Below are 23,067 nucleotides of genomic sequence, written 5' to 3' on the forward strand. Positions count from 1 at the left end.
GTTTGAGTAACGGAAAGGCATCGAATGCTGTAGCCTCGGCCCGGCACGTAACGAAGGTGTCTCGTTCCGAGGCACCCGAGGGAGGGTTATCCATTGGGCCGCCACGCCAAACCGTCGGATTCGAAGCTTCGGCGAAATTCCGTCATCGCGATGACCGGACTCGTTCCGGTCGGACTGGTCGCCGCAGCCGCGACCACCGCGGGTGCGTCGCCGCGAGCGCTGATGGGTGCAGCTCACCACGAGACCGAGCCGACGGCGTCGTCGACCGACTCGGCCGACCTCGCGAACGCGATTCCCGAAGCGGTCGCCGCCGTGCAGACGATCATGCTCGAGCCCGAACCGGCACCCGTGCGCACCTTCAAGGCCGCCCCCCAGCCGGAACCCGAGCCCGAGGTCCTCCACGAGGGCCCCCTCGGCATCCCCGGCATCAACTACGCCGCCTACCGCAACGCCGAGCGCATCCTCGCCGAGGAGAATCCCGCCTGCGGCATGCACTGGACGCTCCTCGCCGGCATCGGCCGCGTCGAGTCCGGACACGCCAACGGTGGTCATGCCGACGCCAAGGGCAACCTGCTCGAGCCCGTCATTGGACTGCCGCTCAACGGCAGCCTGCCCGGCCAGGCCGTCATCCACGACACCGACGGCGGCGCCCTCGACGGCGACACCGTCTACGACCGCGCGGTCGGGCCGATGCAATTCATCCCCACCACGTGGAACCAGTACGCGGGCGACGGCAACGGCGACGGGGTCTCCGATCCCCAGAACCTGTACGATTCGACGCTCACCACCGCGAAGTACCTGTGCGACGGTGGCCTCGACATGCGCAACCTCGCGCACTCGACGAAGGCGATCCACCGCTACAACAACTCGATGGCCTACGTGGCGAACGTGCTCGCCTGGTCGACGGCCTACTCCACCGGCATCGACCCGAGCCCCGCGGATCTCCCCCGCATCCACTGAGGTCCGGAGAGGGTCGTCGGGTCACCCCGGACCGAAGGCGGTCGTCGGGTCACCGTCGACCCGTATCCGGTCGCGAGCGGCGTGCCGCCTACCATGGGCGTCATGGCAGTCAGTGAGTCCGACGTCCGCAGTGCGCTCGCACGGGTCCAGGACCCGGAGATCCGCAAGCCCATCACCGATCTCGGAATGGTCAAGAGCATCGAGATCGGCGCCGACAGCAGCGTCGATGTGGCGATCTATCTGACCACCGCCGGGTGCCCCATGCGCACCGAGATCTCGGAGCGCGTCACCAAGGCCGTCGCCGACGTCGCCGGCGTGGGCGAGGTCCGGGTGACCCTCGACGTGATGAGCGACGAGCAGCGCACCGAGCTCCGCAAGTCGCTGCGCGGCGACTCCACCGAGCCCGTCATCCCGTTCGCCCAGCCCGGTTCGCTCACGCGCGTCTACGCGGTGGCCTCCGGCAAGGGTGGTGTCGGCAAGTCGTCGGTCACCGTCAATCTCGCCGCGGCGATGGCCGCGCGCGGACTGTCGGTGGGTGTGCTCGACGCCGACATCTACGGTCACTCGATCCCCCGCATGCTCGGCACGTCCGCCAAGCCCACGCAGGTCGAGCGGATGATCATGCCGCCGATCGCGCACGACGTGAAGACGATCTCCATCGCCCAGTTCACCGAGGGCAACACCCCGGTGGTGTGGCGTGGCCCGATGCTGCACCGCGCGCTGCAGCAGTTCCTCGCCGACGTCTTCTGGGGCGACCTCGACGTCCTGCTCCTCGACCTGCCGCCCGGCACGGGTGACGTCGCCATCTCCGTCGCGCAGCTGATCCCCAACGCCGAGATCCTCGTCGTGACGACGCCGCAGCAGGCAGCCGCCGAGGTCGCCGAGCGCGCCGGTTCCATCGCGCTGCAGACGCGTCAGCGCATCGCCGGCGTGGTGGAGAACATGTCGTGGCTCGAGCTGCCCGACGGCACCCGAATGGACGTCTTCGGCAGCGGCGGCGGTCAGGCCGTCGCCGAGCGGCTCACCCGCGCGGTGGGCGCGACGGTGCCGCTGCTCGGCCAGATCCCGCTCGACCCGGCAGTGCGCGAGGCCGGCGACTCCGGTACCCCGATCGTCCTCGCGGCGCCCGACTCGGCGCCCGCGGTGGCGCTCGAGGAGATCTCCGACAAGCTCGCCGTGCGCAGGCGCGGACTGGCCGGCATGTCGCTGGGAATCGACACCACGCGTCACCTGTAAGAACCCGATATCGATCGAGCCCCCGCCGTGCTTCACGGCGGGGGCTCGATCGTAGGAAAGCTGTCAGGTGGCGTCGGGATCGATCGGCGGCTTCTCGTCCGGAGCGAGCGGCTTCGACAGGTTCGGCCGGGCCGCGCCGTTGGTGGGCGTTCCCGGAGCCGCCGAGGACGGCTTGTCGAAATTGCCGGTGAGAATCGAGTCGTCGCCGTCGAGCAGATGCTTCGTGATCACGGCCCGCGGTGTCATGCCGCGCAGCTGGTTCAGCTCGGACAGCGGTTGCCGCAGGTCGTCGAACTCCGGTCCGAATTCCTGCTCGAGCTGGTCGCGCGCACCCGTGGCGTAGTCGCGTACCTGACGCAGCGACTTGGCCACCCACGAGACGGCGCCGGGGAGGCGCTCCGGGCCGAGGACCACGAGGGCCGCCACGATGAGTACCAGGAACTCGCCCCAACCGATGTTGCCGAACACGCATCCAGGGTACGTGGTCTCGTCCGGATCGCAGCACCTACGTGGAAGGTCACATCACACGGCTGGGACGTTCTGTCCGAGACAGGGGCCGCTCAGTCAGAGACGGGGGTGACCTCTACGTCGACGAGACGGCCGTTGCGCACGAGCTGGACGGTGATCGGTTCGTCGATCTCCTGCTGCTGGACCGCCACGACGAGCTCGTCGGCGCTGGTGACTTCGCGGTCGCCGACCTTGACGATGACGTCGCCCTCGACGATGCCGGCGCGCTGGGCCGGGCTGTCCTGACGGACGTTGGCGACCTCCGCGCCGCTCGCGACGTCGTTGACCACCGAGCGTGCGTTCACGCCGATGTCGGGGTGCCGCATCTCGCCGGTGCGGATCAGCTCCTGCGCCACCTCGGTGACGTCGTCGATGGGGATCGCGAAGCCCAGGCCCACCGAACCGCCGGTCTCCGACTTGATCGCGGAATTGATACCGATCACGCGACCCTCCATGTCGATGAGGGGGCCGCCGGAGTTGCCGGGGTTGATCGAAGCGTCGGTCTGGACGGCGTCGATCACCGCGTCGGTGTCGGTGCCCTGCCCGCTGAGCCGCATGGGCCGGTGCAGCGCGCTGACGATGCCGCGGGTGACGGTCTTGCTCAGGCCGAGCGGCGAACCGACCGCGACGACGTCCTCGCCCACCTGGACGTCCTCGGAGCGGCCCAGCTCGGCGACGACCAGGTTGTCGACGTTCTCGACGGCGAGCACGGCCAAGTCGGTCTTGATGTCGCGTCCGACGATCGAGGCGGGCACCTTCGTGCCGTCATCGAAGGTGACCTGTACCTTCGCATCGGGATTGCCGGCGGCCATCGAAACGACGTGGTTGTTGGTGACGATGTAACCGGCACCGTCGATCACCACGCCCGAGCCGGTGCCGGCGTCGCCGCCGACGGTGGTCTGGATGGAGACGACCGCGGGCAGCACGGTGTCGGCGACACGCGCGACCGCGCCGGTGGGCAGTTCCTCGTCGGGACCCGACTGGCTCAGCGTCACTCCGCGACTGGTCAGCGAACCGTTGTCGGCGGTCGCGAGCGCGACGACGAGTCCGCCGACCATGCCGATCACGACAGCCACAGCGGCCAGGGTCGCGAGTGCGCGGGGTTGGACGCGGCGGTCGAACAACACCTCACGCAGGGTCAGTCCGGGAGCCGGAGGAAGTTCCTTCTCCTCGGTCTGCCCGGCCAGGGGCGGACCGAGCCGCACCGCTGAGTCGGGGTCGCGCCAGGGATCGGGTTCGGTGTCGTCCTCGGTCTCGGCCGCGGGCTGCGAAGGGGGACGCTGGAGCGTCTCGTCGACGTCGGACGGCCGTCCGTAGGCCTCGGCCAGGATCGCATCGGTCGGAGGTGCCTGCTGGACGCGCGGGTCGACGACGCGGGGATGGGCCGAGGAGTCGAACGATCCCTCGGCGCCGGCCGGGCGCCCGAAGACACGGGCCGATGCCGGGTCGACGGTGGGCCGGTAGACGGGCCGCGGTTCGAGACGGGGAGCGTCGTCGGGGCGCGCGATCGCTCCGTCGGGGAGACCCGACGAGGCGTTGCCGGACGAGCCTCTGCCGGACGAGTCTCCGCCCGAGGAGTCCTTACCCGACGAGGCATGGGGCAGCTCGTCGTCGCGACGACGATCGTCGCCGCCCCGCCGTCCGGTGTGCTGCGCAGATTCGGCCGTCACGCGTGCCCGTCTCCCCCGTCTAGGTCCGTCACGCAGCCCAGTATCACCGATGGCATCGGATCACCTGTTACCGCCCGTCCGGTCACCGGCGCCGGAGAATCGACCAGCGGCGCGCGGCGAAGCCTTCCTCCGCCTGAGGGCGCGGGGTCGGGTCGCACAGGTGGGACGGGATGTTGCTGAGCGTACCGCGCAGTGAACTCGGCATACGCGGTATGTGATCGGCAGCGGACCGCAGTGCGTGGCGGGCCTGCTGCTGGGCTTCGACCTCGGCGGCACACTCCGGACACATCGACAGATGCTGGGCGGCCCGCATGTAGGCCGCCATGCGCAGTTCGCCGTCGACGAATGCGGCAATTGCCTCGCTGGCGAGGTGTTCCGTGGAGCCGAACCTGCGAGGTGGTTGCACCATCGTCATCACTACCTCCCGGCGGCTACCCCGCATCGACGCGACCGTTTTCGACCTTTCCATGCTCGCGCAGGTACTCGCGGAGTGCCTGGCGGCCTCGGTGGATACGACTACGCACCGTACCGAGTTTCACCCCCAGTGTGGCACCGATCTCCTCGTAGGACAGACCTTCGATGTCACAGAGCACCACCGCGGCACGGTACTCGGGTCCGAGCGAGTCCAGAGCGGACTGCAGGTCGGCGCCGAGACGCGCGTCGTGGTAGATCTCCTCGGGGTTCGGCCCTGCGGCCGGTACACGATCGTAGTCCTCCGGGAGCGCTTCCATCCGGATGCGGTTCCGGCGGCGCACCATGTCCAGGAAGAGGTTCGTGGTGATGCGATGCAACCAACCCTCGAAAGTGCCGGGCTGGTAGTTCTGCAACGACCGGAAGACGCGGATGAAGGTCTCCTGCGTGAGATCCTCGGCGTCCTGGGCGTTGCCGGAAAGACGGTAGGCGAGGCGGTAGACGCGGTCGCCGTGCTCACGAACGAGTTCGTCCCACGACGGCATGGCCGCGTGGTCCCCGGTGGCGTCGAACGCCGCGGTGCCGCTCAGGTCCGCCTCGAGCGCCGCGGTGCCGCTCAGGTCCGCCTCGAGCGCCGCGGTGCCGCTCAGGTCCGCCTCGAGCGCCGAGGCGTCGTTCTCGGGAACAGTGTGGGCTCGGGTCATGTGGATCGGTGGATCCTCCTCGTCGGGACCGCAGTGGTACTTGCTTCAGGGCCTATCAACACTCGATCTGCAGGGAATATTCCTTCACAGGAGCGTTCCCCGAGAGCGGTGCGTCCTCGAAGTCGTGAACCGGTGCGATCGTCCGGTTCGCCGATTGTCAGTTTTCCTCGCGGCGATGTGGCCGCCGTATGAGTAACCTGAAACGTCCCTGAGAAAATCGGTTCGGGCGTGGTCATCCGCCTGAATCACACAACTGGCGGCACCACTCCGTGCGCGCCTGCCTGCGCGAACGAATCGCCGAGGATAGCCTCAGTGAGGTGCAGACCAACGCCGATCGCATCCTGACCCACGCCGAGAACATCGTCGTCGAGGACGACGAGCTCGCCGCGGCGCGTGACCGTGCCGAAGATCTGGGCGCCGACCCGGTGTCCCCCTCCGTCGGAGCCGCCCTCGCGATGTTCGCCCGCATGCTCGACGCCAGGACGGTAGTGGAGATCGGGACCGGTGCGGGTGTGAGCGGACTGTGGTTGCTGCACGGCCTCCGCGAGGACGGCGTGCTCACCACCATCGACAGCGAGCCGGAGCATCAGCGGGCCGCGAAGATCGCCTTCCGCGAGGCGGGTGTCGTGGCGTCGCGCACCCGGCTCATCAACGGCCGCGCGCTGGACGTGCTGCCGCGACTCGCCGACTCCGGCTACGACATGGTCTTCGTCGATGCGACCCCGGCCGACCATCCGCACTTCGTGCGCGAAGGGGTGCGTCTGCTCCGGCCGGGTGGGGTGATCGTGCTGCACAACGCCCTGCTCGACGGACGCGTCGCCGACCCCGCTGCCCGCGACGCAACGGTGCTCGCGGTGCGCGAGGCGACCCGCGCGGTGTCCGACGACGAGCGTCTCGCTCCGGTGGTCCTGCCGCTCGGCGACGGCCTGCTCTGCGCGGTGCGCCTCAGCTGATCCGCGCAGCCGCCTCCGGGCGGGCAGCACGCTCTCAGATCCAGATGCCCTTGCCGATGGCGACGACACCGCCGTTGCTCACCGCGAACCGCTGACGGTCGCGCTCGAGGTCGACGCCGATGATCTCGCCGTCGCCGACGACGACGTTCTTGTCGAGGATCGCTCGTCGCACGACCGCACCCTTGCCGATGCGCACACCGGGCATGAGCACGCTGCCCTCGACGGTCGCGCCGTCGTCGACCATGACGTTCGAGCTGAGCACCGAGTTGCGGACCGTGGCGGCCGACAGGATGCTGCCGGCGCCGACGATCGACTCCTGCGCCAGACCGCCCTGCACGAACTTCGCGGGCGGCAGGTTCTCGGCGGCACCGCGGATGGGCCAGCGCCGGTTGTAGAGATTGAAGATCGGGTGGACCGACACGAGGTCCATGTGAGCGTCGTAGAAGGCGTCGAGCGTACCGACGTCGCGCCAGTAGGCACGATCGCGTTCGGTCGCGCCCGGGACGACGTTGTCGTTGAAGTCGTAGACGTGAGCCTCGCCCCGCTCGACGAGCGCGGGGATGATGTCGCCCCCCATGTCGTGGTCGGAGTCGGGATTCTCCGAGTCGGCCCGCAGCGCCTCGACGAGGACCTTCGTGGTGAAGACGTAGTTACCCATGGACGCGAACGTGACGTTGGGGTCGTCGGGTGTCCCGGGCGGATGAGCGGGCTTCTCGAGGAACTGGGTGATCCTGCCGCTCTCGTCGCTGTCGATGCAGCCGAACGCGAATGCCTCGCTGCGCGGGACGCGGATACCGGCGACGGTGACACCGGCGCCCGACTCGATGTGCTGGCGCACCATCTGCTCGGGGTCCATCCGGTACACGTGGTCGGCGCCGAAGACCACGATGTACTCGGGATCCTCGTCGTAGACCAGGTTGAGCGACTGCAGGATCGCGTCGGCGCTGCCGGTGTACCAGCGTGGACCGAGCCGCTGCTGGGCCGGCACCGGGGTGATGTACTCACCGGTGAAGCCGGAGAGGCGCCAGGTCTGCGAGATGTGCCGGTCGAGGGAGTGCGACTTGTACTGCGTGAGAACGCAGATGCGCAGGTAACCGGCATTCACGAGATTGCTGAGCACGAAATCGATGAGGCGGTATGCGCCCCCGAACGGCACTGCCGGCTTGGCTCTGTCCGCGGTCAGCGGATACAGACGTTTGCCCTCGCCGCCGGCGAGAACGATTCCAAGCACATGGGGCTGGCTCCTCACACGCTTCAACCTATCCCCCGACCCAGGCCGCCGCCAGCGAAGCGCGATCTCGACGCCCTTCGGAGTGTCGGGGCCGGGTGGCCGGAACCTGCGCGGCCCGCTACTTTGAGGCGGTGAGGGTGGCAATGATGACGCGGGAGTATCCGCCTGAGGTGTACGGCGGGGCCGGGGTCCACGTCACCGAACTCGTCGAACAACTGCGTCGACTGGTCGAGGTCGACGTGCACTGCACGGGCGCACCGCGCGATACCGCGTTCGTGCACTCCCCCGACCCGGCACTGCGCGATGCCAATCCTGCCCTGACGACCCTGTCGGCCGGGTTGCGCATGGCGCACGCCGCGGCCGGAGTCGACGTGGTGCACTCGCACACCTGGTACACCGGGCTGGCCGGTCATCTGGCCGCCGAACTCCACGACGTCCCGCACATCCTCACCGCGCACTCCCTCGAGCCCCGACGGCCGTGGAAGGCCGAGCAACTCGGGGGCGGTTATCGCATCTCCTCCTGGTCCGAGCGCAACGCCGTCCGGTACGCCGACGCGATCATCGCGGTCAGCGACGGGATGCGCCTCGACGTGCTCGACGCCTATCCGTTCGTCGATCCCGCTCGGGTCCACGTGGTGCGCAACGGGATCGACACCACCGTCTGGCATCCGGGCCCGGCCGAGCCCGGCCACGAGTCCGTCGTCACCCGCATCGGTCTCGATCCGGATCGTCCGATCGTCGTATTCGTCGGCCGCATCACCCGGCAGAAGGGCGTCGGGCACCTGATCGCCGCGGCGCACCATCTCGACCCCGACATCCAGCTCGTCCTGTGTGCCGGCGCGCCCGACACCCCCGAGATCGCCGCGGAGACCGAACGGGCGGTGACCGCCCTGCAGGACGCCCGTGACGGGGTGCACTGGGTACGCGAGATGCTGCCCACCGAATCGGTCCGCGAACTACTCTCGATTGCAACGGTTTTCGTCTGTCCGTCGGTGTACGAGCCGCTGGGGATCGTCAACCTCGAGGCGATGGCCTGCGAGACCGCCGTGGTGGCGTCCGACGTCGGAGGCATCCCGGAGGTCGTGCAGGACGGGGTCACCGGGCGACTGGTGCACTACGACGCCTTCGACACCGAGACCTACGAGCGTGCGCTCGCCGATGCGATCGACGACGTCGCGCGCGACCGCGACCGTGCCGCCCGGTGGGGCCGGGCCGGACGCGACCGCGCTGTCAACGAGTTCTCGTGGGCGCAGATCGCCCGCCAGACCGTCGCCGTCTACCAGCAGGTGCTCACGACGCGCTAGGTTCGTCGGCCGTCTCGACCCGTCGCCACGAGGTGACGGTGACCGAGACCGTCACCTCGAACGGATCGGGCAGGGAGGCCAGCAACTCCGCACGCCGGTCGGACGTCACATGATGGGCGGACGGTCCCATCCCCGCGACGAGACCGAGCGCCTCGCACGGGAGTGCGGCCGTGAAGCGCACGTCCGTCCGTCCCGTTCGCTCGAAACGTCCCGACAGCGCGGACGAGAGCCGCTCCGTCTTCCGGTCGTCCACGCTCACCATGCCGGGCAACGCGACCAGTTCGCGCAGATGCTCCGAGGTGGGTGTAGCAACGACGAGCGTGCCTCCGGGGACGAGCACGCGATGACTCTCGGCGGCGTTGCGGGGCGCGAACACCGACAGCACGTGGGTGAGCGATGCCGACTTCACGGGCAGTCGTTGCCACGCATCGGCGAGGATCGCTCCGGTCCGGGGATGACTGCGGGCGATGCGCCGCACCGCGGGCTTGGAGACGTCGAGCCCGATGCCGCGCGCCGCCGGCAGGGCGTCGAGCACGGACGCGAGGTACTGCCCCGTACCGGCCCCGACCTCGAGGATCGCAGCGTCGGCGGCTGCGACTACCGCATCGGTGTCCACCGTATCGGCGGTGTCGAGGCATGCGTCGGCCACCGCGCGCCGGATCGGGTCGTAGTGCCCGGCACCGAGGAAATCGGCGCGGGCCGCGATCATGTCGGCGGTGTCGCCGGTGAACGGCGTCGAACCGCCGGCGAGCAGCGACACGTAGCCCTGGCGTGCGACGTCGAAGCTGTGCCCGCGATCGCACACCACGACGTTGTCGTCGAGGTCGAGCGCGGACTCGCAGTGAGGGCACGCGAGAAGATCGATCACGTCGGCGAGCATCGCGCCTCCGATCCTGCTCTCAGGACGACACCGGGCCCCGCGCGCCGAGGAGCGCGGGGCCCGGAGTGCCCTGAGAGGGGCCGATCAGCTGGTGACACTCTTGAGTTCGTCGCCGAGTGCCGCAGCCTCTTCCGGCGTGAGCTCGACGACCAGACGTCCGCCGCCCTCGAGTGGAACCCTCATGACGATTCCTCGTCCCTCTTTGGTTGCTTCGAGGGGACCGTCCCCGGTCCGGGGCTTCATGGCCGCCATCCTCTGCTCCCTCCAAATCTGCACCCGACCGCCGGGCGCGTGGGTTACCGTGTGGTTGCATCGCCGGTCGCGGCGACGCGCACCTTCTCATTCTTCCCTATCCGGAATACGTGCGCGTAGCTGACTCCTGGGTAAGACACTCCTCCGGGTTCTACGAGTCGAGTGACACCCAGCACGATTCGAGGTGATCGTCGACCATTCCGGTAGCTTGCATCAGCGCATACGCAGTGGTAGGGCCCACAAAACGGAAGCCGTGACGCTTCAGCTCACGGGCCATCGCCGTGGACTCCGGCGTCACCGCCGGAATCTCCTCGACCGTTACCGAACGTCGCGCGCGTCGCGGCGGTGCGAACGACCACAGCAGCTCGTCGAGATCGGTGGACAGTTCGAGCACGGCCCGCGCGTTGGCGATCACCGCCTCGATCTTGCGGCGGTTGCGCACGATGCCGGAGTCGGCAAGCAACCTCTCGACGTCGGCCTCCGTGAAGTGGGCGACCGCCTCGACGTCGAAGCCGTGGAAAGCCGCGCGGAAGGCCTCCCGCTTGCGCAGGATCGTCAGCCACGACAGTCCCGACTGGAATGCCTCGAGGGAGAGCCGCTCGAACATCTCGTCGCGGCCGTGGAGCGGCCGACCCCACTCGTAGTCGTGATAGTCGCGGTAGAGCGACGAACCGGGACCGTCGACGGCCCACGGGCACCGCACGCGGTCGTCGGTATCGGTTACAGGACCCTGCCCGTCTGCCGTCATCGTGACTCCCCCGTCGACTCCGACGAAGCCCGCTCGGCGACGTTCTCCCCATCGACGTCGGCTGCTCCGACGTCCTCTGCTCCGCCGCACTTTCCGGTGCCGTCGCCCTTTCCGGTGCCGTCGCCCTTTCCGGTGCCGTCGACCGGCGGCTCCTCTGCGCGGGCCTCGGCGTCGGCGAGGCGGACCCGCAGATCGTCGACCTCGCGGGCGAGACGATCGAGCGCCCAGTCGACCTCGCTCATCTTGTAACCCCGCACGGTCTGTTGGAACCGCAGGTCGCGGATGTCGGTGCCGGTGACGTCGGTGGCCGGCAACACCGTGACGGTGGTGCCCGGAGGCAGCGGCGCCAACGTCTCGCCCCGGCCGAAGACGGCGCTCGCGACGAAGAACAGCACCGCGGCGACGCCCGCCATCACGAGCACGTACAGCAGAACCGTGAGCATGCTCCGATCTTGGCACGAGCGGCCGACACCGGCCGGGACCGGTGCCGGACGGTCGGGTCAGCCGGTGACCGTCGCCATCGGGGGGCGGTCGGTGAGATCGACGGAGGTGTCGAACGGCACGAACGCATCGCCCTCCACCAGGAACTGGGTGAGCGGCGCACCCGAATCGGGGATCCCGCAGCGCGCGAGCATCGTGCCCACGATCTGCCGGCTCATCGCCCCGAGTTCGGACAGCGGCCGGTTGCGGTGCTTGCGGACCCCGAGGTTGACCTGCGCGATCGCGTGGAGACCGAACCGGTCGTAGGTGTCGAGCAGCAACCCGATCTCCACCCCGTAACCCGGTGCGAACGGGACCGACTCGAGCAGTTCCCGCGTCCCCGCGTACTCACCGCCGAGCGGTTGCAGCACGCAGGTCAGCTCCGGTCGCAGTGCCGCGAGCAGCGGCCGTGCGACAAGCTCGGTGACGCGGCCACCGCCGTGGGCGTCCTCGCCCCCACCGGTGCGCAGCGGGCGCCGGTAGTACCCCTTGACGAGGTGCACACCGTCGCCGAGCAGCAGGGGTCCGAGCAGTTTCGGCACGAAGGCCGGATCGGGATCGATCAGATCGGAGTCGACGAAGGCGATGATGTCGCCGGAGGTCGCCGCGAGCGACCGCCACAGCACCTCCCCCTTGCCGGGGACCGGTTCGATGCCCGGCACCGCTTCCTCCCTGGACATGACACGGGCACCCGCCGCCCGCGCCCGGGTGGCGGTCTCGTCGGTGGAACCCGAATCGAGGACCACCAGTTCGTCCACGAGACCACCGAGCAGCGGGTGGATCGTGTCGATCACACTCGCGACGGTCTCCTCCTCGTTGAGGGCGGGCAGCACCACGGTCACTGTGCGGCCGGCCTTGGCCGCGATCAGCTCGTCGATCGCCCAGGCGGGCCGATCCCAGCTGTTGGCTTCGTTCCACGTGCGTGCAGGTGCACTCATGCCAACCCCCTCACCGTGCGCGCCGGCGGGCGTGTGCCCGCGATCGCCGCGACCATGTCGACCACCCGACGTGTGGCTGCCACCTCGTGTACCCGGAACATTCGTGCGCCGGCCGCTGCCGCCAGAGCTGTCGCTGCCAATGTGCCCTCCAACCGGTCGGCGAGTTCGACTCCCAGAGTCTCCCCCACGAAGTCCTTGTTGCTCAGCGCCATAAGCACAGGCCACCCGGTTTTTACAAGAACGTCCACGTGCCGCAACAGAGCGAGTCCGTGATGGGTGTTCTTTCCGAAATCGTGGGTCGGGTCGATGAGGATCGAGTCGCTCGCGACGCCGGCGCGGGCGGCGGCATCCGCGGCCGCGACGACCTCCCGCACCACCTCCCCGACGACGTCGGTGTACCGCACACGGTGCGGGCGGGTGCGCGGGACGGCGCCGCCCGTGTGGGAGCAGACGATGCCGGCCCCGAGTTCCGCGGCGACCGCGACGAGCTCGGGATCGGCACCGGCCCACGTGTCGTTGATCAGATCGGCGCCTTCGCCCACAGCGCGACGCGCGACCTCGCTGCGCCAGGTGTCGACGCTGATGAGCACATCCGGATAGCGCTCGCGGATCGCGGCGACGAACGGCACGACGCGCCGGATCTCCTCGTCGCTGTCGACGACCTCACCCGGCCCGGCCTTCACCCCGCCGATGTCGACGAGGTCGGCACCCTCGGCCACTGCGCGGTCGACGGCCGCGAGCGCCATGTCGTCCTCGAAGGTCGCTCCCCGGTCGTAGAACGAGTCCGGGGTGCGGTTGACGATCGCCATGACGAGCGCCCTGTCGGTGGCGACGGGGCGCCCGCACAGGGTGGACGGTGCCGGACCGGGACGGGTCACGGGGGTCTGCTCGTCGACATCGGTCGCGGGGCCGCTCATGATCCCATCCTGACATGCTCAGCGACCGGGCAATTCTCCTCGCGCGACGCCGTCGACGAAGCCGTCGAAGATCGGCCGGTAACCCTCGCTGCGACTCGCGAGGACGTACACCTCGTCCTCACCGGTCTCGCTGTAGCCCTGCTTGCGCAGATCGACCTTCCTGCTCTTGAAGGTCGTCGTGTACTCGAGCTCGTCGACGATGCGGACGAACAGCGGAACCGCGTAGTCCGGCAACGCGTCGTGCAGCGACTTCGCGAGCGCCGCTCCGTCGAGCTCGGCGCCCTCCTTCAAGGTGATCGCGGCCATCCCGGTGCGGCCGTCGGCCCCGTCGACCTCGACGCCGTAGACGACGGCCTCGGCGATCGTCTCGTGCGACGACACCGCGGCTTCGACCTGCGTGGTCGCGACGTTCTCGCCCTTCCACCGGAAGGTGTCGCCGAGCCGGTCGACGAACGCGACGTGCATCCATCCCTGGTTGCGGACGAGGTCGCCGGTGTCGAACCAGACGTCGCCGTCGGAGAACGCGTCGCGGAGCAGCTTCTTCTCGGTGGCCTCGGGATCGGTGTACCCGTCGAAGGGTGCGCGGGAGGTGACCTTCGCGAGGAGCAGTCCGACCTCGCCCTTGCCGACCTTCTTCAACCGGCCGTCGTCGCCGCGACGTGCCTGGCCCGAATCGGGGTCGTACTCGACGACGGCGTAGGGCAGCGGGCAGATGCCGGCGGTGCGCTTCTGGTCGAGCGCGTTGATGAAGGCGATGTTGCATTCGCTCGCACCGTAGAACTCCGCGACGCGGTCGATACCGAAGCGTTCGGTGAACTCGTCCCACAGTTCTGCGCGCAGACCGTTGCCGACGGCGAGGCGGATCCCGTGGTCGGCGTCGTCCTCCCGCGGCGGCTGGTTGAGCAGGTAGCGGCAGATCTCGCCGATGTAGATGAAGGTCGTGGCGCCGTTGCGCTCCGCGTCGTTCCAGAAGTTGGACGCCGAGAACTTCCGGCCGAGCCCGAGCGTGGCGCCGGCGGCGAGCACCGAGGACAACGCGACCGTGAGGGCGTTGTTGTGATAGAGCGGCAGGCAGGAGTACAGGACGTCGGTCCGGCGCAGGCGCACGCCGAGGCTGCCCAGGCCCGACATCGATTTCAGCCACCGGAAGTGCGTCATGCGGCTGGCCTTCGGCAGTCCTGTCGTGCCGGAGGTGAAGATGTAGTAGGCCGTCTCGGACGCTTGCAGCTCCTCGGTGACTGCGGGATTCGACGCGTCGGCGTCGCGGGCGGCGGTGTCGAGATCGTCGAAGCGCAGCACGGTGCGGGCCTGCGGCTCGCCACCGAGAGAGTCGACGGCCTCCTCGCACTCCTCCCCGATCACGAGGGCGGCGCTGTCGAGCAGCGACAGGCTGTGCTCGAGCACCTCACCACGCTGGTTGATGTTGAGCATGCCGGCGGCCGCACCGAGCTTGACCGCGGCCAGCGCGACCAGCAGGGTCTCGGGCCGGTTGCCCATGAGTATGCCCACGACGTCGCCCATGCCGACACCGCGATCGGCGAGCACCGCTGCGTACCGGTTGACCTGCGCGTTGGCCTCGCCGTACCCGATGGAGGCTCCCTCGAACCGGATGAAGGGCCGCTCCGGGTGACGCTCGGCGAGCTTCTGGAAGACCGACCCGATCGTCTCGCGGGCGGTCGGCTTCCGGGTCATCCCGGCTGCTCCGCGCAGCACGATGGGGAGATCGGTAGCCATCCGGGGCAGTTTCGAGACGAGTCCGGGCAGGGACACGACGGGGACATTGCCTCGATCGGATCGAGTGGTCACGACAGATTTCCTCACGGCGACGTTGGGGACGGGCGGGCTCGCTCGGGCGACACCCACGGCGTTCCCCCGAACTTACCGAAGAGTAGATAAGCGCGCGGCGAAGTGGAACACCTCAGACCGTCGCGTACGGCGCAGCGCAACGGTCGAGCGCGTCGGCGAGGTCGGTGGTGACCGCGAGACCGTCGAGTGCGCGTTGCGCGACGAAGCCGGTGTCGACCATCGACCCGAGCCAGCCGAGCAGGCCGTCGAAGTGGCCCGTGGGATCGAGCAGGACGACCGGCTTGTCATGCATACCGAGATACCCCGCCGTCCACGTCTCGAACAGTTCCTCGAGGGTCCCGATGCCGCCGGGCAGGGTCAGGAAGGCGTTGGCGCGGTCCTCCATGATGCGTTTGCGCTCGCGCATCGTCTCGGTGACGATCAACTCGTCGGCGTCGACGTCCGCGACCTCGCGGTGCACGAGTGCCTTCGGAATGACCCCGATCGTGTGCGCGCCGGCCGCGCGGGCCGCCTCGGCGACCGCGCCCATCATCGATACGTTGCCGCCGCCGGAGACCAGCTGCCAGCCCCGTCGGCCTATCTCGGTACCGACAGCGGCGGCGAGTTCGAGGAACTTCTGGTCGACAGGGCCCGACGCGCAGTACACACAGACCGACAGAGCTTCGGTTACCATCCACTCCCGTTTCCGTACAGTTCGTTCTCGTCCTCGCCGCGATGCGCCTCGAGGATGATGTCCACCGTCTCCTCGACGCTGTCGGTGACGAAGAGCAGGTCGAGATCGGCGGGCGAGATCTTGCCGCCGCGGACCAGGGTCTCGCGCAGCCAGCCCACCAGACCGTTCCAGTACTCCGAACCGAACAGCACGATCGGGAACTGCGTGATCTTGCGGGTCTGCACGAGGGTCAGTGCCTCGAACAGCTCGTCGAGCGTCCCGAAACCCCCGGGCAGGCACACGAACGCCTGCGAGTACTTCACGAACATCGTCTTGCGCGCGAAGAAGTACCGGAAGTTCAGGCCGAGATCGACCCACTCGTTGAGGCCCTGTTCGAAGGGCAGCTCGATCCCCAGTCCGATCGACAGTCCCCCGGCCTCGCTGGCACCGCGGTTGGCCGCCTCCATCGCGCCCGGACCGCCACCGGTGACGACGGCGTATCCGGCATGGACGAGTGCGGCGCCGAGCTCGCGGCCGATCTCGTACTCCTCGTGACCGGCCGGGGTGCGCGCCGATCCGAAGACGGTGACGGCGCGGGGCACCTCGGCGAGCGCACCGAAGCCTTCGACGAACTCGCTCTGGATCCGCAGCACACGCCACGGATCGGTGTGCACCCAGTCGGACGGGCCGCGGCGATCGAGCAGCCGCTGGTCCATCGTCGTCGCCTCGCGGGCGAGAGAGCCGCGCAGTTGCACCGGGCCCTGGTGCACGACCTCGCGCCGGGAGCCGCGTTCGGAGGAGGAGTTGTCGCCGGACATGGCGGCCACGTTATCGGGTGAGATAGGAGCGCAGAACGGAGGTCACCTCGGTGATCCGCCCGACCTCGACGTGCTCGTCGCGCTTGTGCGCGAGGTTCGGGTCGCCCGGCCCGTAGTTGACAGCCGGGATCCCCAGCGCGGCGAACCGCGAGACGTCGGTCCAGCCGTACTTGGCCCGGAACTTCCCGCCCGCGGCCTCGACGAGCGCCGCCGCGGCCGGGTTCGACAGTCCGGGCAGCGCGCCGGGTGACATGTCGGTGAGTTCCATCGAGATCGCGAGACCGTCGAAGACCTCGCGGACGTGCGCGAGTGCGTCGTCGGGGCTGCGATCCGGGGCGAACCGGAAGTTCACGTCGAGCGCAGCGGCGTCGGGCACCACGTTGCCGGCGACACCGCCCTCGATGTGCACGGCCGACAGTCCTTCCCGGTACACACAACCGTCGATGTCGACCGACCGTGCCTCGTAGCGGGCCAGACGGTCGAGCACGGGAGCGAGCTTGTGGATCGCGTTGTCGCCGAGCCAGGAGCGCGCCGAATGCGCCCGCACACCGTCGGTCGTGATGCGCACCCGCAGGGTGCCCTGGCAACCGGCCTCGATCTCACCCGAGGTGGGTTCGCCGAGGATCGCGACGTCCGCGTCGAGCCAGTCGCGCAGTTCGGTCTCGATCCGTCCGAGCCCGTTGTACGCGGCCGCGATCTCCTCGCAGTCGTACATCACGATCGTCAGGTCGTGAGCGAGATCGGTGACGGTCGCCGCGAGGTGCAGGAAGACGGCGTCGCCGGCCTTCATGTCGGAGGTGCCGCAGCCCCACATCAGGTCGCCGTCGCGCCGCGACGGCACGTTGTCGGCGATCGGGACGGTGTCGAGGTGGCCGGCGAGCATCACACGGCTGCCGAGTCCGCGGTTCGTCCGCGCCAGGACACAGTTGCCGTTGCGCACGACCTCGAAGCCGTCGGTCTGCTCGCGCAGGGCCGTCTCCACGGCGTCGGCGATGAGCGTCTCGTTCTGCGACACGCTCGGGATGTCGACGAGCGCGGCGGTCAGTTCGACGGGGTCGGCGTGCAGGTCCAGCTGCGGTACGGGCATACCTGCACGATACGAAACGCGCCTGCTCCTCAGACCCCGCACACGATTTTCTCAGGGGGGACACAGGCGCAGGACCGCCTCGCGTACGCTTCTCACCCGTGAGTGCACACGGAGCATCAGCAGTAGGCATCGCGAACATCACGGAGGACGGGACCGTCCTCGACACGTGGTACCCGGCACCCGCCCTCGGCGAGCCGAGCGAAACCGGAACGACGCGACTCGAGGGCACGGACATCCCGTCCGATCTCGCCCTGCTCGCCGGTCACGACGAGGCGCGCGAGGTCCAGCAGGTCGTGGTGCGCACCGACATCGCGGACCTGTCGAAGGCGCCCGTCGACACTCACGACGTCTACCTGCGCCTGCACCTGCTGTCGCACCGTCTCGTCCAGCCGCACGGGCTCAGCCTCGACGGCATCTTCGGCATGCTCGCGAACGTCGTGTGGACCAACTACGGCCCGTGCTCGCTCGAGAACTTCGAGACCGTGCGCTCCCGTCTGCGCATCCGCGGACCGGTGACAGTCTTCGGTGTCGACAAGTTCCCCCGCATGGTCGACTACGTCGTTCCGGCCGGTGTCCGCATCGCCGACGCCGACCGCGTCCGCCTCGGTGCGCACCTCGCGTCCGGCACCACCGTGATGCACGAGGGCTTCGTCAACTTCAACGCCGGCACGCTCGGCAACTCGATGGTCGAGGGCCGCATCTCCGCGGGTGTCGTCGTCGACGACGGTTCCGACGTCGGTGGAGGCGCCTCGATCATGGGCACCCTCTCCGGTGGCGGCAAGGAGGTCATCTCCGTCGGCAAGCGCTGCCTGCTCGGTGCGAACGCGGGCGTGGGCATCTCGCTCGGCGACGACTGCATCGTCGAGGCCGGCCTGTACGTCACCGCCGGTACCAAGGTCACCGGCCCTGACGGCACCGTCGTCAAGGCCGCGACCCTCAGCGGCGCGTCCAACCTCCTGCTGCGACGCAACTCGGTGAGCGGCGCGGTCGAGGTCGTGCCGAACAAGGGCAGCGGAGTCGAACTGAACGCGGCTCTGCACGCCAACGACTGACTCTGCACCCACAACAGATTCGGAACCGAGAAACTGTGAGTGAAACCCAGCGGCCCGCGTCCGAGGCCGAACATCTCGGGAGCGGCCTGAAGGTCCGCCATCTGACCATGATGGGACTCGGCTCCGCCATCGGCGCGGGCCTGTTCCTCGGTTCCGGAGTGGGTATCGCCGCAGCCGGTCCGGCCATCATCGTCTCGTACCTGCTCGCCGGCGTGATGATCATCTTCGTGATGCGCATGCTCGGCGAGATGGGTGCCGCGCTGCCGGTGAGCGGTTCGTTCTCGCACTACGCGCGCATCGGAATCGGCCGCTGGGCCGGATTCAGCATGGGGTGGCTGTACTGGTTCATGCTGATCATGGTGCTCGGTGTCGAGATCACCGGTGCCTCCGCGATCGTGCAGTCGTGGCTGCCGGGCGTACCCCAATGGGTGGTCGCGCTGGTGTTCGTCACCTTCTTCGCGGTGGTCAATCTGGCGAGGGTCGCCAACTTCGGTGAGTTCGAGTTCTGGTTCGCGGCACTGAAGGTCGCGGTCATCCTCGGGTTCCTGGTGATCGGCATCCTGCTCGTGTTCGGTCTGCTTCCGGGCACCGAACCCGTCGGCACCACGCACCTGCTCGGCGACGGCGACGGTTTCGCGCCCAACGGGATCGCCGGTGTTGCGGCCGGTCTGCTCGCGGTGGCCTTCGCGTTCGGCGGCATCGAGATCGTCACGATCGCCGCGGCCGAATCGAAGGATCCGGAACGGTCCATCGCGACGGCCGTGCGCAGTGTCGTCTGGCGGATCTCGGTCTTCTACCTCGGGTCGATCTCGATCATGGTGCTCGTGCTGCCGTGGACCGCGGCGAGCGGTGAGACCTCCCCGTTCGTCTCGGTGCTCGACATCGCCGGCATCCCCTACGTGTCCGGCTTCATGGAACTCGTCGTGGTGATCGCGCTGCTGTCGGCGTTCAACGCCAACGTCTACGGCACCTCCCGCATGGCCTACTCGCTGGCACGCGGCGGCGACGGACCGGCCTGGCTCAGTAAGCTCACCCACCACGGAGTGCCCCGCAACGCGGTGCTCGTCTCGGTGTTCTTCGGCTTCGTCAGCGTGTGGCTCAACTGGCTGCTGCCCGACACCATCCTCGGGATCCTGCTCAACGCGGTCGGATCGGCGCTCATCGCGATCTGGTTGTTCATCGTCGTCTCGCATCTGCGGCTGCGCCGCAAGTTCGAGCGCGAAGGCACCATCCGCCTGCGCATGTGGCTGTTCCCCTATCTCAGCTGGTTCACGCTCGCGATGCTCATCGGCTTCATCGTGCTGATGCTGTCCGACAGCGCGGCCCGGGTCCAGCTCGCGTCGACCTTCGTGCTGTTCCTGATCATCACGGCGCTCGGCTTGCTCTGGCACCGCACCCACGACGACAAGATGGTCAGCCACCCGTCCGATCGGCCAGCGCAGTGAGCACGAGCTCGGTGATGTCGAGCGGATCGCTCGTCCGGTAGCTCACCCCTCCGGTCGCCGCGGCGATCTGCTCGAGGGTTGCGGTGTCCACGTCCTCACCGAGTCCGATCGTCACGATCCGTACCGGCCTGGACGGATCGTTCTCGTTCGAGAGGACCGCGAGCAGTTCGTCCTTCGACATCGCGGAACCGTTGTCGGCGCCGTCGGTCACCACGACGACACTGTTGGCCGCGCGCGGATCGTAGCTGTCCTGCACGTACCGGAAGGCCGCGAGGATCGTGTCGTAGAGCGCGGTGGTCTCGTCGGCCGTACCGGCCATCTGCGCGACGAGCGAGGTGAGCAGGTCGCGTTGGGTACCGTCGTCCACCACCGCATCGAAGCGCCGGATCGGTGCCGCCACGATGTAGTCCCCCGTTGCCTCGGCGCGGTCGTTCGGCAATGTGGCGTAGTCGCTCACTCCCCCACCGAAGAACCACAGGCCCGCTGAGACGTTCCCGGGCAGGACCTCGTTGGCGGCGATCGCGGCGCGCCGGACCAGTTCGATCCGACTCTCGTCGCCGAGATCACGGTTCATCGACGCGGAGACGTCCACCGCGAACACGGTGCGCACGGGAAGCGCCTGCAACGCCCACACGTTCATCGCCTCCTCGGCGACGGTCTCGTCGTCGAGTTCGAGCACCGGCACCGCTCCCACACCGCGGCCGTCGGGCAGGGGTCGTCCGCCTCCGTCCCGGAAGCCGTGACGGGTCAGCCTGTCGAGTCCTTCGGACGTGTGCAGCGCGTCGGTCAGCGCCGTGGCGGCCGCCGCCGCGGCGTCGTGCCGTTCTCCGCGCGCCGTCACGACCACCGGATAGTCCACGAGCAGCGTCCCGGTGACGGGTACCTCGATGCCCAGTTCGCGCTTGTGGACGCTGCGATAGGTCTCGACCTGCTGTTCGGTGCTCACCACCGTCCCACCATCGGCGACGGTCTCCTCGAGCAAGGTCGATCCGGTAGGTACCTCCTCGTCGCGAACCCCCTCCCGCTCGGCGAGCGGCGCCATGACGGGACGGACCGTGCCCATCGCGACGGGATCGTCGGCGGCCTCGGCCAGCACGGCGCGGATGGCACCTGCCGCGGGACCGGAGCGCAATGGATTGCCGAAGACGAGACCGGGATCGGACAGGGCCTCCTGCCAGTCGGCCGCCGGTTCGACGGTGCCCGGCGCACCCGCGATCACGAGCGGCGTGGTGGCCAGCGGTGTCGACACCGTGCGCACCGGGCCCGTGGCGGTCTCACCCGCCCACGACGCCCACCAACCGCCCGCCGGGAGCCACAGGTCGGGAACGTCGTCGGTCGCCAGTCGCGCCGACACCTCCCCCGGTTCCTGTTCGACTACCTCGAACTCCGTACATGCGGATACCGAGGTCCCCTCGATCACCGGTGCGAGGTCGGCGGTGACCGCCACGGTGTAGCGCTCGGAGTCGTCGCACCCACTCCGCCGCTCCACGAACAGGAAGGCGACGGATCCGGCAGCGAGGACGAGGATCACGGCGACGACGAACCAGCGCGCCCGACCCCCGCCCGGCCGTGCATCCCCACTCACGCCGCCACGACGGCTCGACGGATCCGACTCGGACGGTCCGGACTCCCCCGCCATGCGTCGGCCCCCTCGTGCTCACTCCGGGTGACGACCCTCGGTCGCCCGAGACCGATGATATAGACCGGCACGCCTCGGGAAGCCGAATCCGACGCGATATCAGCCCTGTTCGGAGCTCTCCAGTTCGAGTCGTCGAGCGATCAACGCCGCCTGCAGCTGGCGCAGTCCGGAGGGCCGGGTGGGGTCGAATCCGGTGAGTTGCGCGACCCGCTTGAGGCGGTAGTCGACAGTGTTCGCGTGGACGTGCAGGGTCTTGGCCGTGAGCTGGCGGCTCAGGTCGTGGGCGATGTGCGTTTCCAGCGTCTCGACGAGTTCGGGTGATTCGTCGAGCGGGTCGAGGACGCGTGCGAGGTGACGGCGCGCCGGTCCGGGCCGCGTGAGCTGGTATTCGAGGGCCAGATCCTGCATACCGTAGGCCCCGACCGCACGGCCGAGCCGTCGCACCAGATCGAGCAGTTCGTGGGCCTGCTTCGCCGCGGTGGGCACCTCCCGTACGGGGGCGTGGACGAGAGCGATCGTGACGGACACGCCCGCGACGGTCTCGATGCGCTGCCGGAATTCCTCGATCGCCTCGGTCGAAGGCGATTCGGGGAGCAGGACGGTGCCGCCCTCGGGGCCGAGCATCGCGAGGTGGCGGCCCTCGCAGATCGCCTCGAGTTCGGTCTCGACCCGGCGCAGGGTGCGCCGCGCGACGACCTCCGGCCGCACGTGCGGATTGCGTTCGTCGGGATGTCGGGTGAGCGAGACCGCGAGCACGGTGTAGGTGTCGGCGAGCACCAGCCCGGAGCGTTGCGCCACGGCCGCGGCGTCCTGCCCGCTCAGCAGCGCGGCGACCAGTTCCTGCGCGGCGACGTCGCGTTCACGGCGGATGGCGTCGAGTTCGGCGACGAAACCGGTGGTCGCGGCGACGGTGACCTTCTCGAGCAGCGCCATCCACAGGCGGGACGCGTCGGCGACGGAGGAGACATCGCCCTCCCGGGCCCGATCGGTGACCAGCTCCCACCCGAGACGGATGCCTTCGTGATAGATCCGGAGCATGTATTCGAGCCGGAAGCCGGCGCGGGCCCACTGGGCTGCGCTGCTGCGCAGGTCGGCGAGTTCCGCGTCGGAGGGTAGTTCTCCGGAGTCGAGGAGATGGATCGCGATGCGCAGGCAGCGCACGGTGACCTCGGTGACGTCACCGCGCAGCGATTCGCCCGGTCGCAGCGAACACGGCGCCACGTTGTCGGCGAAGTGCGCCACGAGTTTGCGAGCCACGGCGGGCAGATCGCGCAGCGGAACGGACGCGGGCTTCCCGTCCACCAGGAAGAGCGGAGCGTTGTCACCGTCCCCCCGACGATCGTGCCCGGTCACCCGGACCTGATCCGTTACAGACAT

Annotated in this window: 23 protein-coding genes; 6 read left to right on the forward strand and 17 right to left on the reverse strand. The window is 68.9% G+C overall.

The genetic code is table 11. The features are described from left to right. The first annotated feature begins 93 nt into the window (after positions 1–93). Both M3330_RS05225 and M3330_RS05230 read left to right on the forward strand, forming a co-directional pair. Positions 94–960, forward strand: coding sequence for a lytic transglycosylase domain-containing protein (locus M3330_RS05225; RefSeq protein ID WP_006554294.1), 867 nt, complete (start codon positions 94–96; stop codon positions 958–960). A 102-nt stretch (positions 961–1,062) separates the two neighbouring features. Then, entirely contained in the window at positions 1,063–2,196 is a 1,134-nt protein-coding gene (locus tag M3330_RS05230; protein ID WP_024103442.1) for an Mrp/NBP35 family ATP-binding protein, read from the forward strand. A 63-nt stretch (positions 2,197–2,259) separates the two neighbouring features. Here the strand turns inward: M3330_RS05230 and tatB are convergent, their stop codons facing one another. The 4 genes from tatB to sigE form a co-directional block, all read right to left on the reverse strand. Next, complete coding sequence (gene tatB / locus M3330_RS05235) at positions 2,260–2,664, reverse strand: Sec-independent protein translocase protein TatB (RefSeq protein WP_006554292.1); 405 nt, start codon at positions 2,662–2,664, stop codon at positions 2,260–2,262. Positions 2,665–2,756: 92 nt separating this feature from the next. After that, positions 2,757–4,211: a S1C family serine protease gene (locus tag M3330_RS05240; RefSeq protein WP_052227349.1), complete on the reverse strand. Its 1,455-nt coding sequence runs from the start codon at positions 4,209–4,211 to the stop codon at positions 2,757–2,759. A 244-nt stretch (positions 4,212–4,455) separates the two neighbouring features. Continuing rightward, positions 4,456–4,788 carry an anti-sigma factor gene (locus M3330_RS05245; protein WP_019288062.1) on the reverse strand — a complete coding sequence of 111 codons (333 nt, stop codon included), beginning with the start codon at positions 4,786–4,788 and terminating at the stop codon, positions 4,456–4,458. 16 nt (positions 4,789–4,804) lie between these two features. Then, positions 4,805–5,488: an RNA polymerase sigma factor SigE gene (sigE, locus tag M3330_RS05250; protein WP_231911966.1), complete on the reverse strand. Its 684-nt coding sequence runs from the start codon at positions 5,486–5,488 to the stop codon at positions 4,805–4,807. Positions 5,489–5,805: 317 nt separating this feature from the next. Here sigE and M3330_RS05255 point away from each other — a divergent pair, with 317 nt between their 5' ends. Beyond that, positions 5,806–6,441 carry an O-methyltransferase gene (locus M3330_RS05255; protein WP_006554288.1) on the forward strand — a complete coding sequence of 212 codons (636 nt, stop codon included), beginning with the start codon at positions 5,806–5,808 and terminating at the stop codon, positions 6,439–6,441. 34 nt (positions 6,442–6,475) lie between these two features. Here M3330_RS05255 and glgC read toward each other — a convergent pair whose 3' ends face one another. Next, the gene (gene glgC, locus M3330_RS05260) at positions 6,476–7,690 is read right to left on the reverse strand and encodes a glucose-1-phosphate adenylyltransferase (protein WP_006554287.1); all 1,215 of its coding nucleotides are present in this window, start codon (positions 7,688–7,690) and stop codon (positions 6,476–6,478) included. Between the two features lie 113 nt (positions 7,691–7,803). On the opposite strand from glgC, the gene glgA reads away from it, so the two are divergent. Next, complete coding sequence (gene glgA / locus M3330_RS05265) at positions 7,804–8,976, forward strand: glycogen synthase (RefSeq protein ID WP_006554286.1); 1,173 nt, start codon at positions 7,804–7,806, stop codon at positions 8,974–8,976. Here glgA and M3330_RS05270 read toward each other — a convergent pair. From M3330_RS05270 to dapE, 10 genes are all read right to left on the reverse strand, one after another. Further along, positions 8,963–9,856: a putative RNA methyltransferase gene (locus M3330_RS05270; RefSeq protein ID WP_019288059.1), complete on the reverse strand. Its 894-nt coding sequence runs from the start codon at positions 9,854–9,856 to the stop codon at positions 8,963–8,965. The genes glgA and M3330_RS05270 overlap by 14 nt on opposite strands. A gap of 84 nt (positions 9,857–9,940) precedes the next feature. Further along, entirely contained in the window at positions 9,941–10,108 is a 168-nt protein-coding gene (locus M3330_RS05275) for a DUF3117 domain-containing protein (RefSeq protein WP_006554284.1), read from the reverse strand. A gap of 151 nt (positions 10,109–10,259) precedes the next feature. After that, a complete protein-coding gene (locus tag M3330_RS05280) occupies positions 10,260–10,856 on the reverse strand; it encodes a DNA-3-methyladenine glycosylase I (protein WP_255027312.1) in 597 nt (198 codons plus the stop codon). Then, complete coding sequence (locus tag M3330_RS05285) at positions 10,853–11,299, reverse strand: DivIVA domain-containing protein (RefSeq protein WP_255027314.1); 447 nt, start codon at positions 11,297–11,299, stop codon at positions 10,853–10,855. Before M3330_RS05285 ends, M3330_RS05280 begins: the two co-directional genes overlap by 4 nt. 57 nt (positions 11,300–11,356) lie before the next feature. Then, positions 11,357–12,274 (reverse strand): glucosyl-3-phosphoglycerate synthase, encoded by a 918-nt coding sequence (locus tag M3330_RS05290; protein ID WP_006550560.1) that lies wholly within the window; start codon positions 12,272–12,274, stop codon positions 11,357–11,359. Next, positions 12,271–13,191 carry a dihydropteroate synthase gene (folP, locus tag M3330_RS05295; protein WP_019288055.1) on the reverse strand — a complete coding sequence of 307 codons (921 nt, stop codon included), beginning with the start codon at positions 13,189–13,191 and terminating at the stop codon, positions 12,271–12,273. The genes M3330_RS05290 and folP overlap by 4 nt, the downstream gene beginning before the upstream one ends. An 18-nt stretch (positions 13,192–13,209) precedes the next feature. Further along, positions 13,210–14,925, reverse strand: coding sequence for a long-chain-acyl-CoA synthetase (locus M3330_RS05300; protein WP_255028841.1), 1,716 nt, complete (start codon positions 14,923–14,925; stop codon positions 13,210–13,212). Positions 14,926–15,109: 184 nt separating this feature from the next. Next, on the reverse strand, positions 15,110–15,670 hold the full coding sequence (locus M3330_RS05305) for a TIGR00730 family Rossman fold protein (protein WP_006550563.1): 561 nt from the start codon (positions 15,668–15,670) through the stop codon (positions 15,110–15,112). Next, a complete protein-coding gene (locus M3330_RS05310) occupies positions 15,664–16,467 on the reverse strand; it encodes a TIGR00730 family Rossman fold protein (RefSeq protein WP_006550564.1) in 804 nt (267 codons plus the stop codon). The genes M3330_RS05305 and M3330_RS05310 overlap by 7 nt, the downstream gene beginning before the upstream one ends. 10 nt (positions 16,468–16,477) lie before the next feature. Then, positions 16,478–17,554, reverse strand: coding sequence for a succinyl-diaminopimelate desuccinylase (gene dapE / locus M3330_RS05315; RefSeq protein ID WP_006550565.1), 1,077 nt, complete (start codon positions 17,552–17,554; stop codon positions 16,478–16,480). 98 nt (positions 17,555–17,652) lie between these two features. On the opposite strand from dapE, the gene dapD reads away from it, so the two are divergent. Together dapD and M3330_RS05325 are read left to right on the forward strand one after the other, a co-directional pair. Next, positions 17,653–18,606, forward strand: coding sequence for a 2,3,4,5-tetrahydropyridine-2,6-dicarboxylate N-succinyltransferase (dapD, locus tag M3330_RS05320; RefSeq protein ID WP_255027317.1), 954 nt, complete (start codon positions 17,653–17,655; stop codon positions 18,604–18,606). A gap of 35 nt (positions 18,607–18,641) precedes the next feature. After that, a complete protein-coding gene (locus M3330_RS05325) occupies positions 18,642–20,051 on the forward strand; it encodes an amino acid permease (RefSeq protein ID WP_071934570.1) in 1,410 nt (469 codons plus the stop codon). On the opposite strand, the gene M3330_RS05330 is transcribed toward M3330_RS05325, so the two are convergent. After that, positions 20,020–21,636 (reverse strand): substrate-binding domain-containing protein, encoded by a 1,617-nt coding sequence (locus M3330_RS05330; RefSeq protein WP_255027319.1) that lies wholly within the window; start codon positions 21,634–21,636, stop codon positions 20,020–20,022. The genes M3330_RS05325 and M3330_RS05330 overlap by 32 nt on opposite strands. 153 nt (positions 21,637–21,789) lie before the next feature. Further along, positions 21,790–23,043, reverse strand: a complete 1,254-nt coding sequence (locus M3330_RS05335) for a CdaR family transcriptional regulator (protein WP_006550569.1) — start codon at positions 23,041–23,043, stop codon at positions 21,790–21,792. Positions 23,044–23,067: the final 24 nt, after the last annotated feature.

This window comes from Rhodococcus sp. GA1 (genome assembly GCF_024321955.1).
Classification (GTDB): domain Bacteria; phylum Actinomycetota; class Actinomycetes; order Mycobacteriales; family Mycobacteriaceae; genus Rhodococcus; species Rhodococcus pyridinivorans.

Excerpts from the sequence above, each read along its gene's own strand:
- M3330_RS05280 (WP_255027312.1), bottom strand. The coding sequence starts at position 10,856 with ATGACGGCAGACGGGCAGGGTCCTGTAACCGATACCGACGACCGCGTG.
- M3330_RS05275 (WP_006554284.1), bottom strand. The coding sequence starts at position 10,108 with ATGGCGGCCATGAAGCCCCGGACCGGGGACGGTCCCCTCGAAGCAACC.
- sigE (WP_231911966.1), bottom strand. The coding sequence starts at position 5,488 with ATGACCCGAGCCCACACTGTTCCCGAGAACGACGCCTCGGCGCTCGAG.
- M3330_RS05305 (WP_006550563.1), bottom strand. The coding sequence starts at position 15,670 with ATGGTAACCGAAGCTCTGTCGGTCTGTGTGTACTGCGCGTCGGGCCCT.
- dapE (WP_006550565.1), bottom strand. The coding sequence starts at position 17,554 with ATGCCCGTACCGCAGCTGGACCTGCACGCCGACCCCGTCGAACTGACC.
- M3330_RS05290 (WP_006550560.1), bottom strand. The coding sequence starts at position 12,274 with ATGAGTGCACCTGCACGCACGTGGAACGAAGCCAACAGCTGGGATCGG.
- M3330_RS05230 (WP_024103442.1), top strand. The coding sequence starts at position 1,063 with ATGGCAGTCAGTGAGTCCGACGTCCGCAGTGCGCTCGCACGGGTCCAG.
- M3330_RS05245 (WP_019288062.1), bottom strand. The coding sequence starts at position 4,788 with ATGACGATGGTGCAACCACCTCGCAGGTTCGGCTCCACGGAACACCTC.
- M3330_RS05310 (WP_006550564.1), bottom strand. The coding sequence starts at position 16,467 with ATGTCCGGCGACAACTCCTCCTCCGAACGCGGCTCCCGGCGCGAGGTC.
- M3330_RS05270 (WP_019288059.1), bottom strand. The coding sequence starts at position 9,856 with ATGCTCGCCGACGTGATCGATCTTCTCGCGTGCCCTCACTGCGAGTCC.
- folP (WP_019288055.1), bottom strand. The coding sequence starts at position 13,191 with ATGAGCGGCCCCGCGACCGATGTCGACGAGCAGACCCCCGTGACCCGT.
- M3330_RS05285 (WP_255027314.1), bottom strand. The coding sequence starts at position 11,299 with ATGCTCACGGTTCTGCTGTACGTGCTCGTGATGGCGGGCGTCGCCGCG.
- M3330_RS05300 (WP_255028841.1), bottom strand. The coding sequence starts at position 14,925 with ATGGCTACCGATCTCCCCATCGTGCTGCGCGGAGCAGCCGGGATGACC.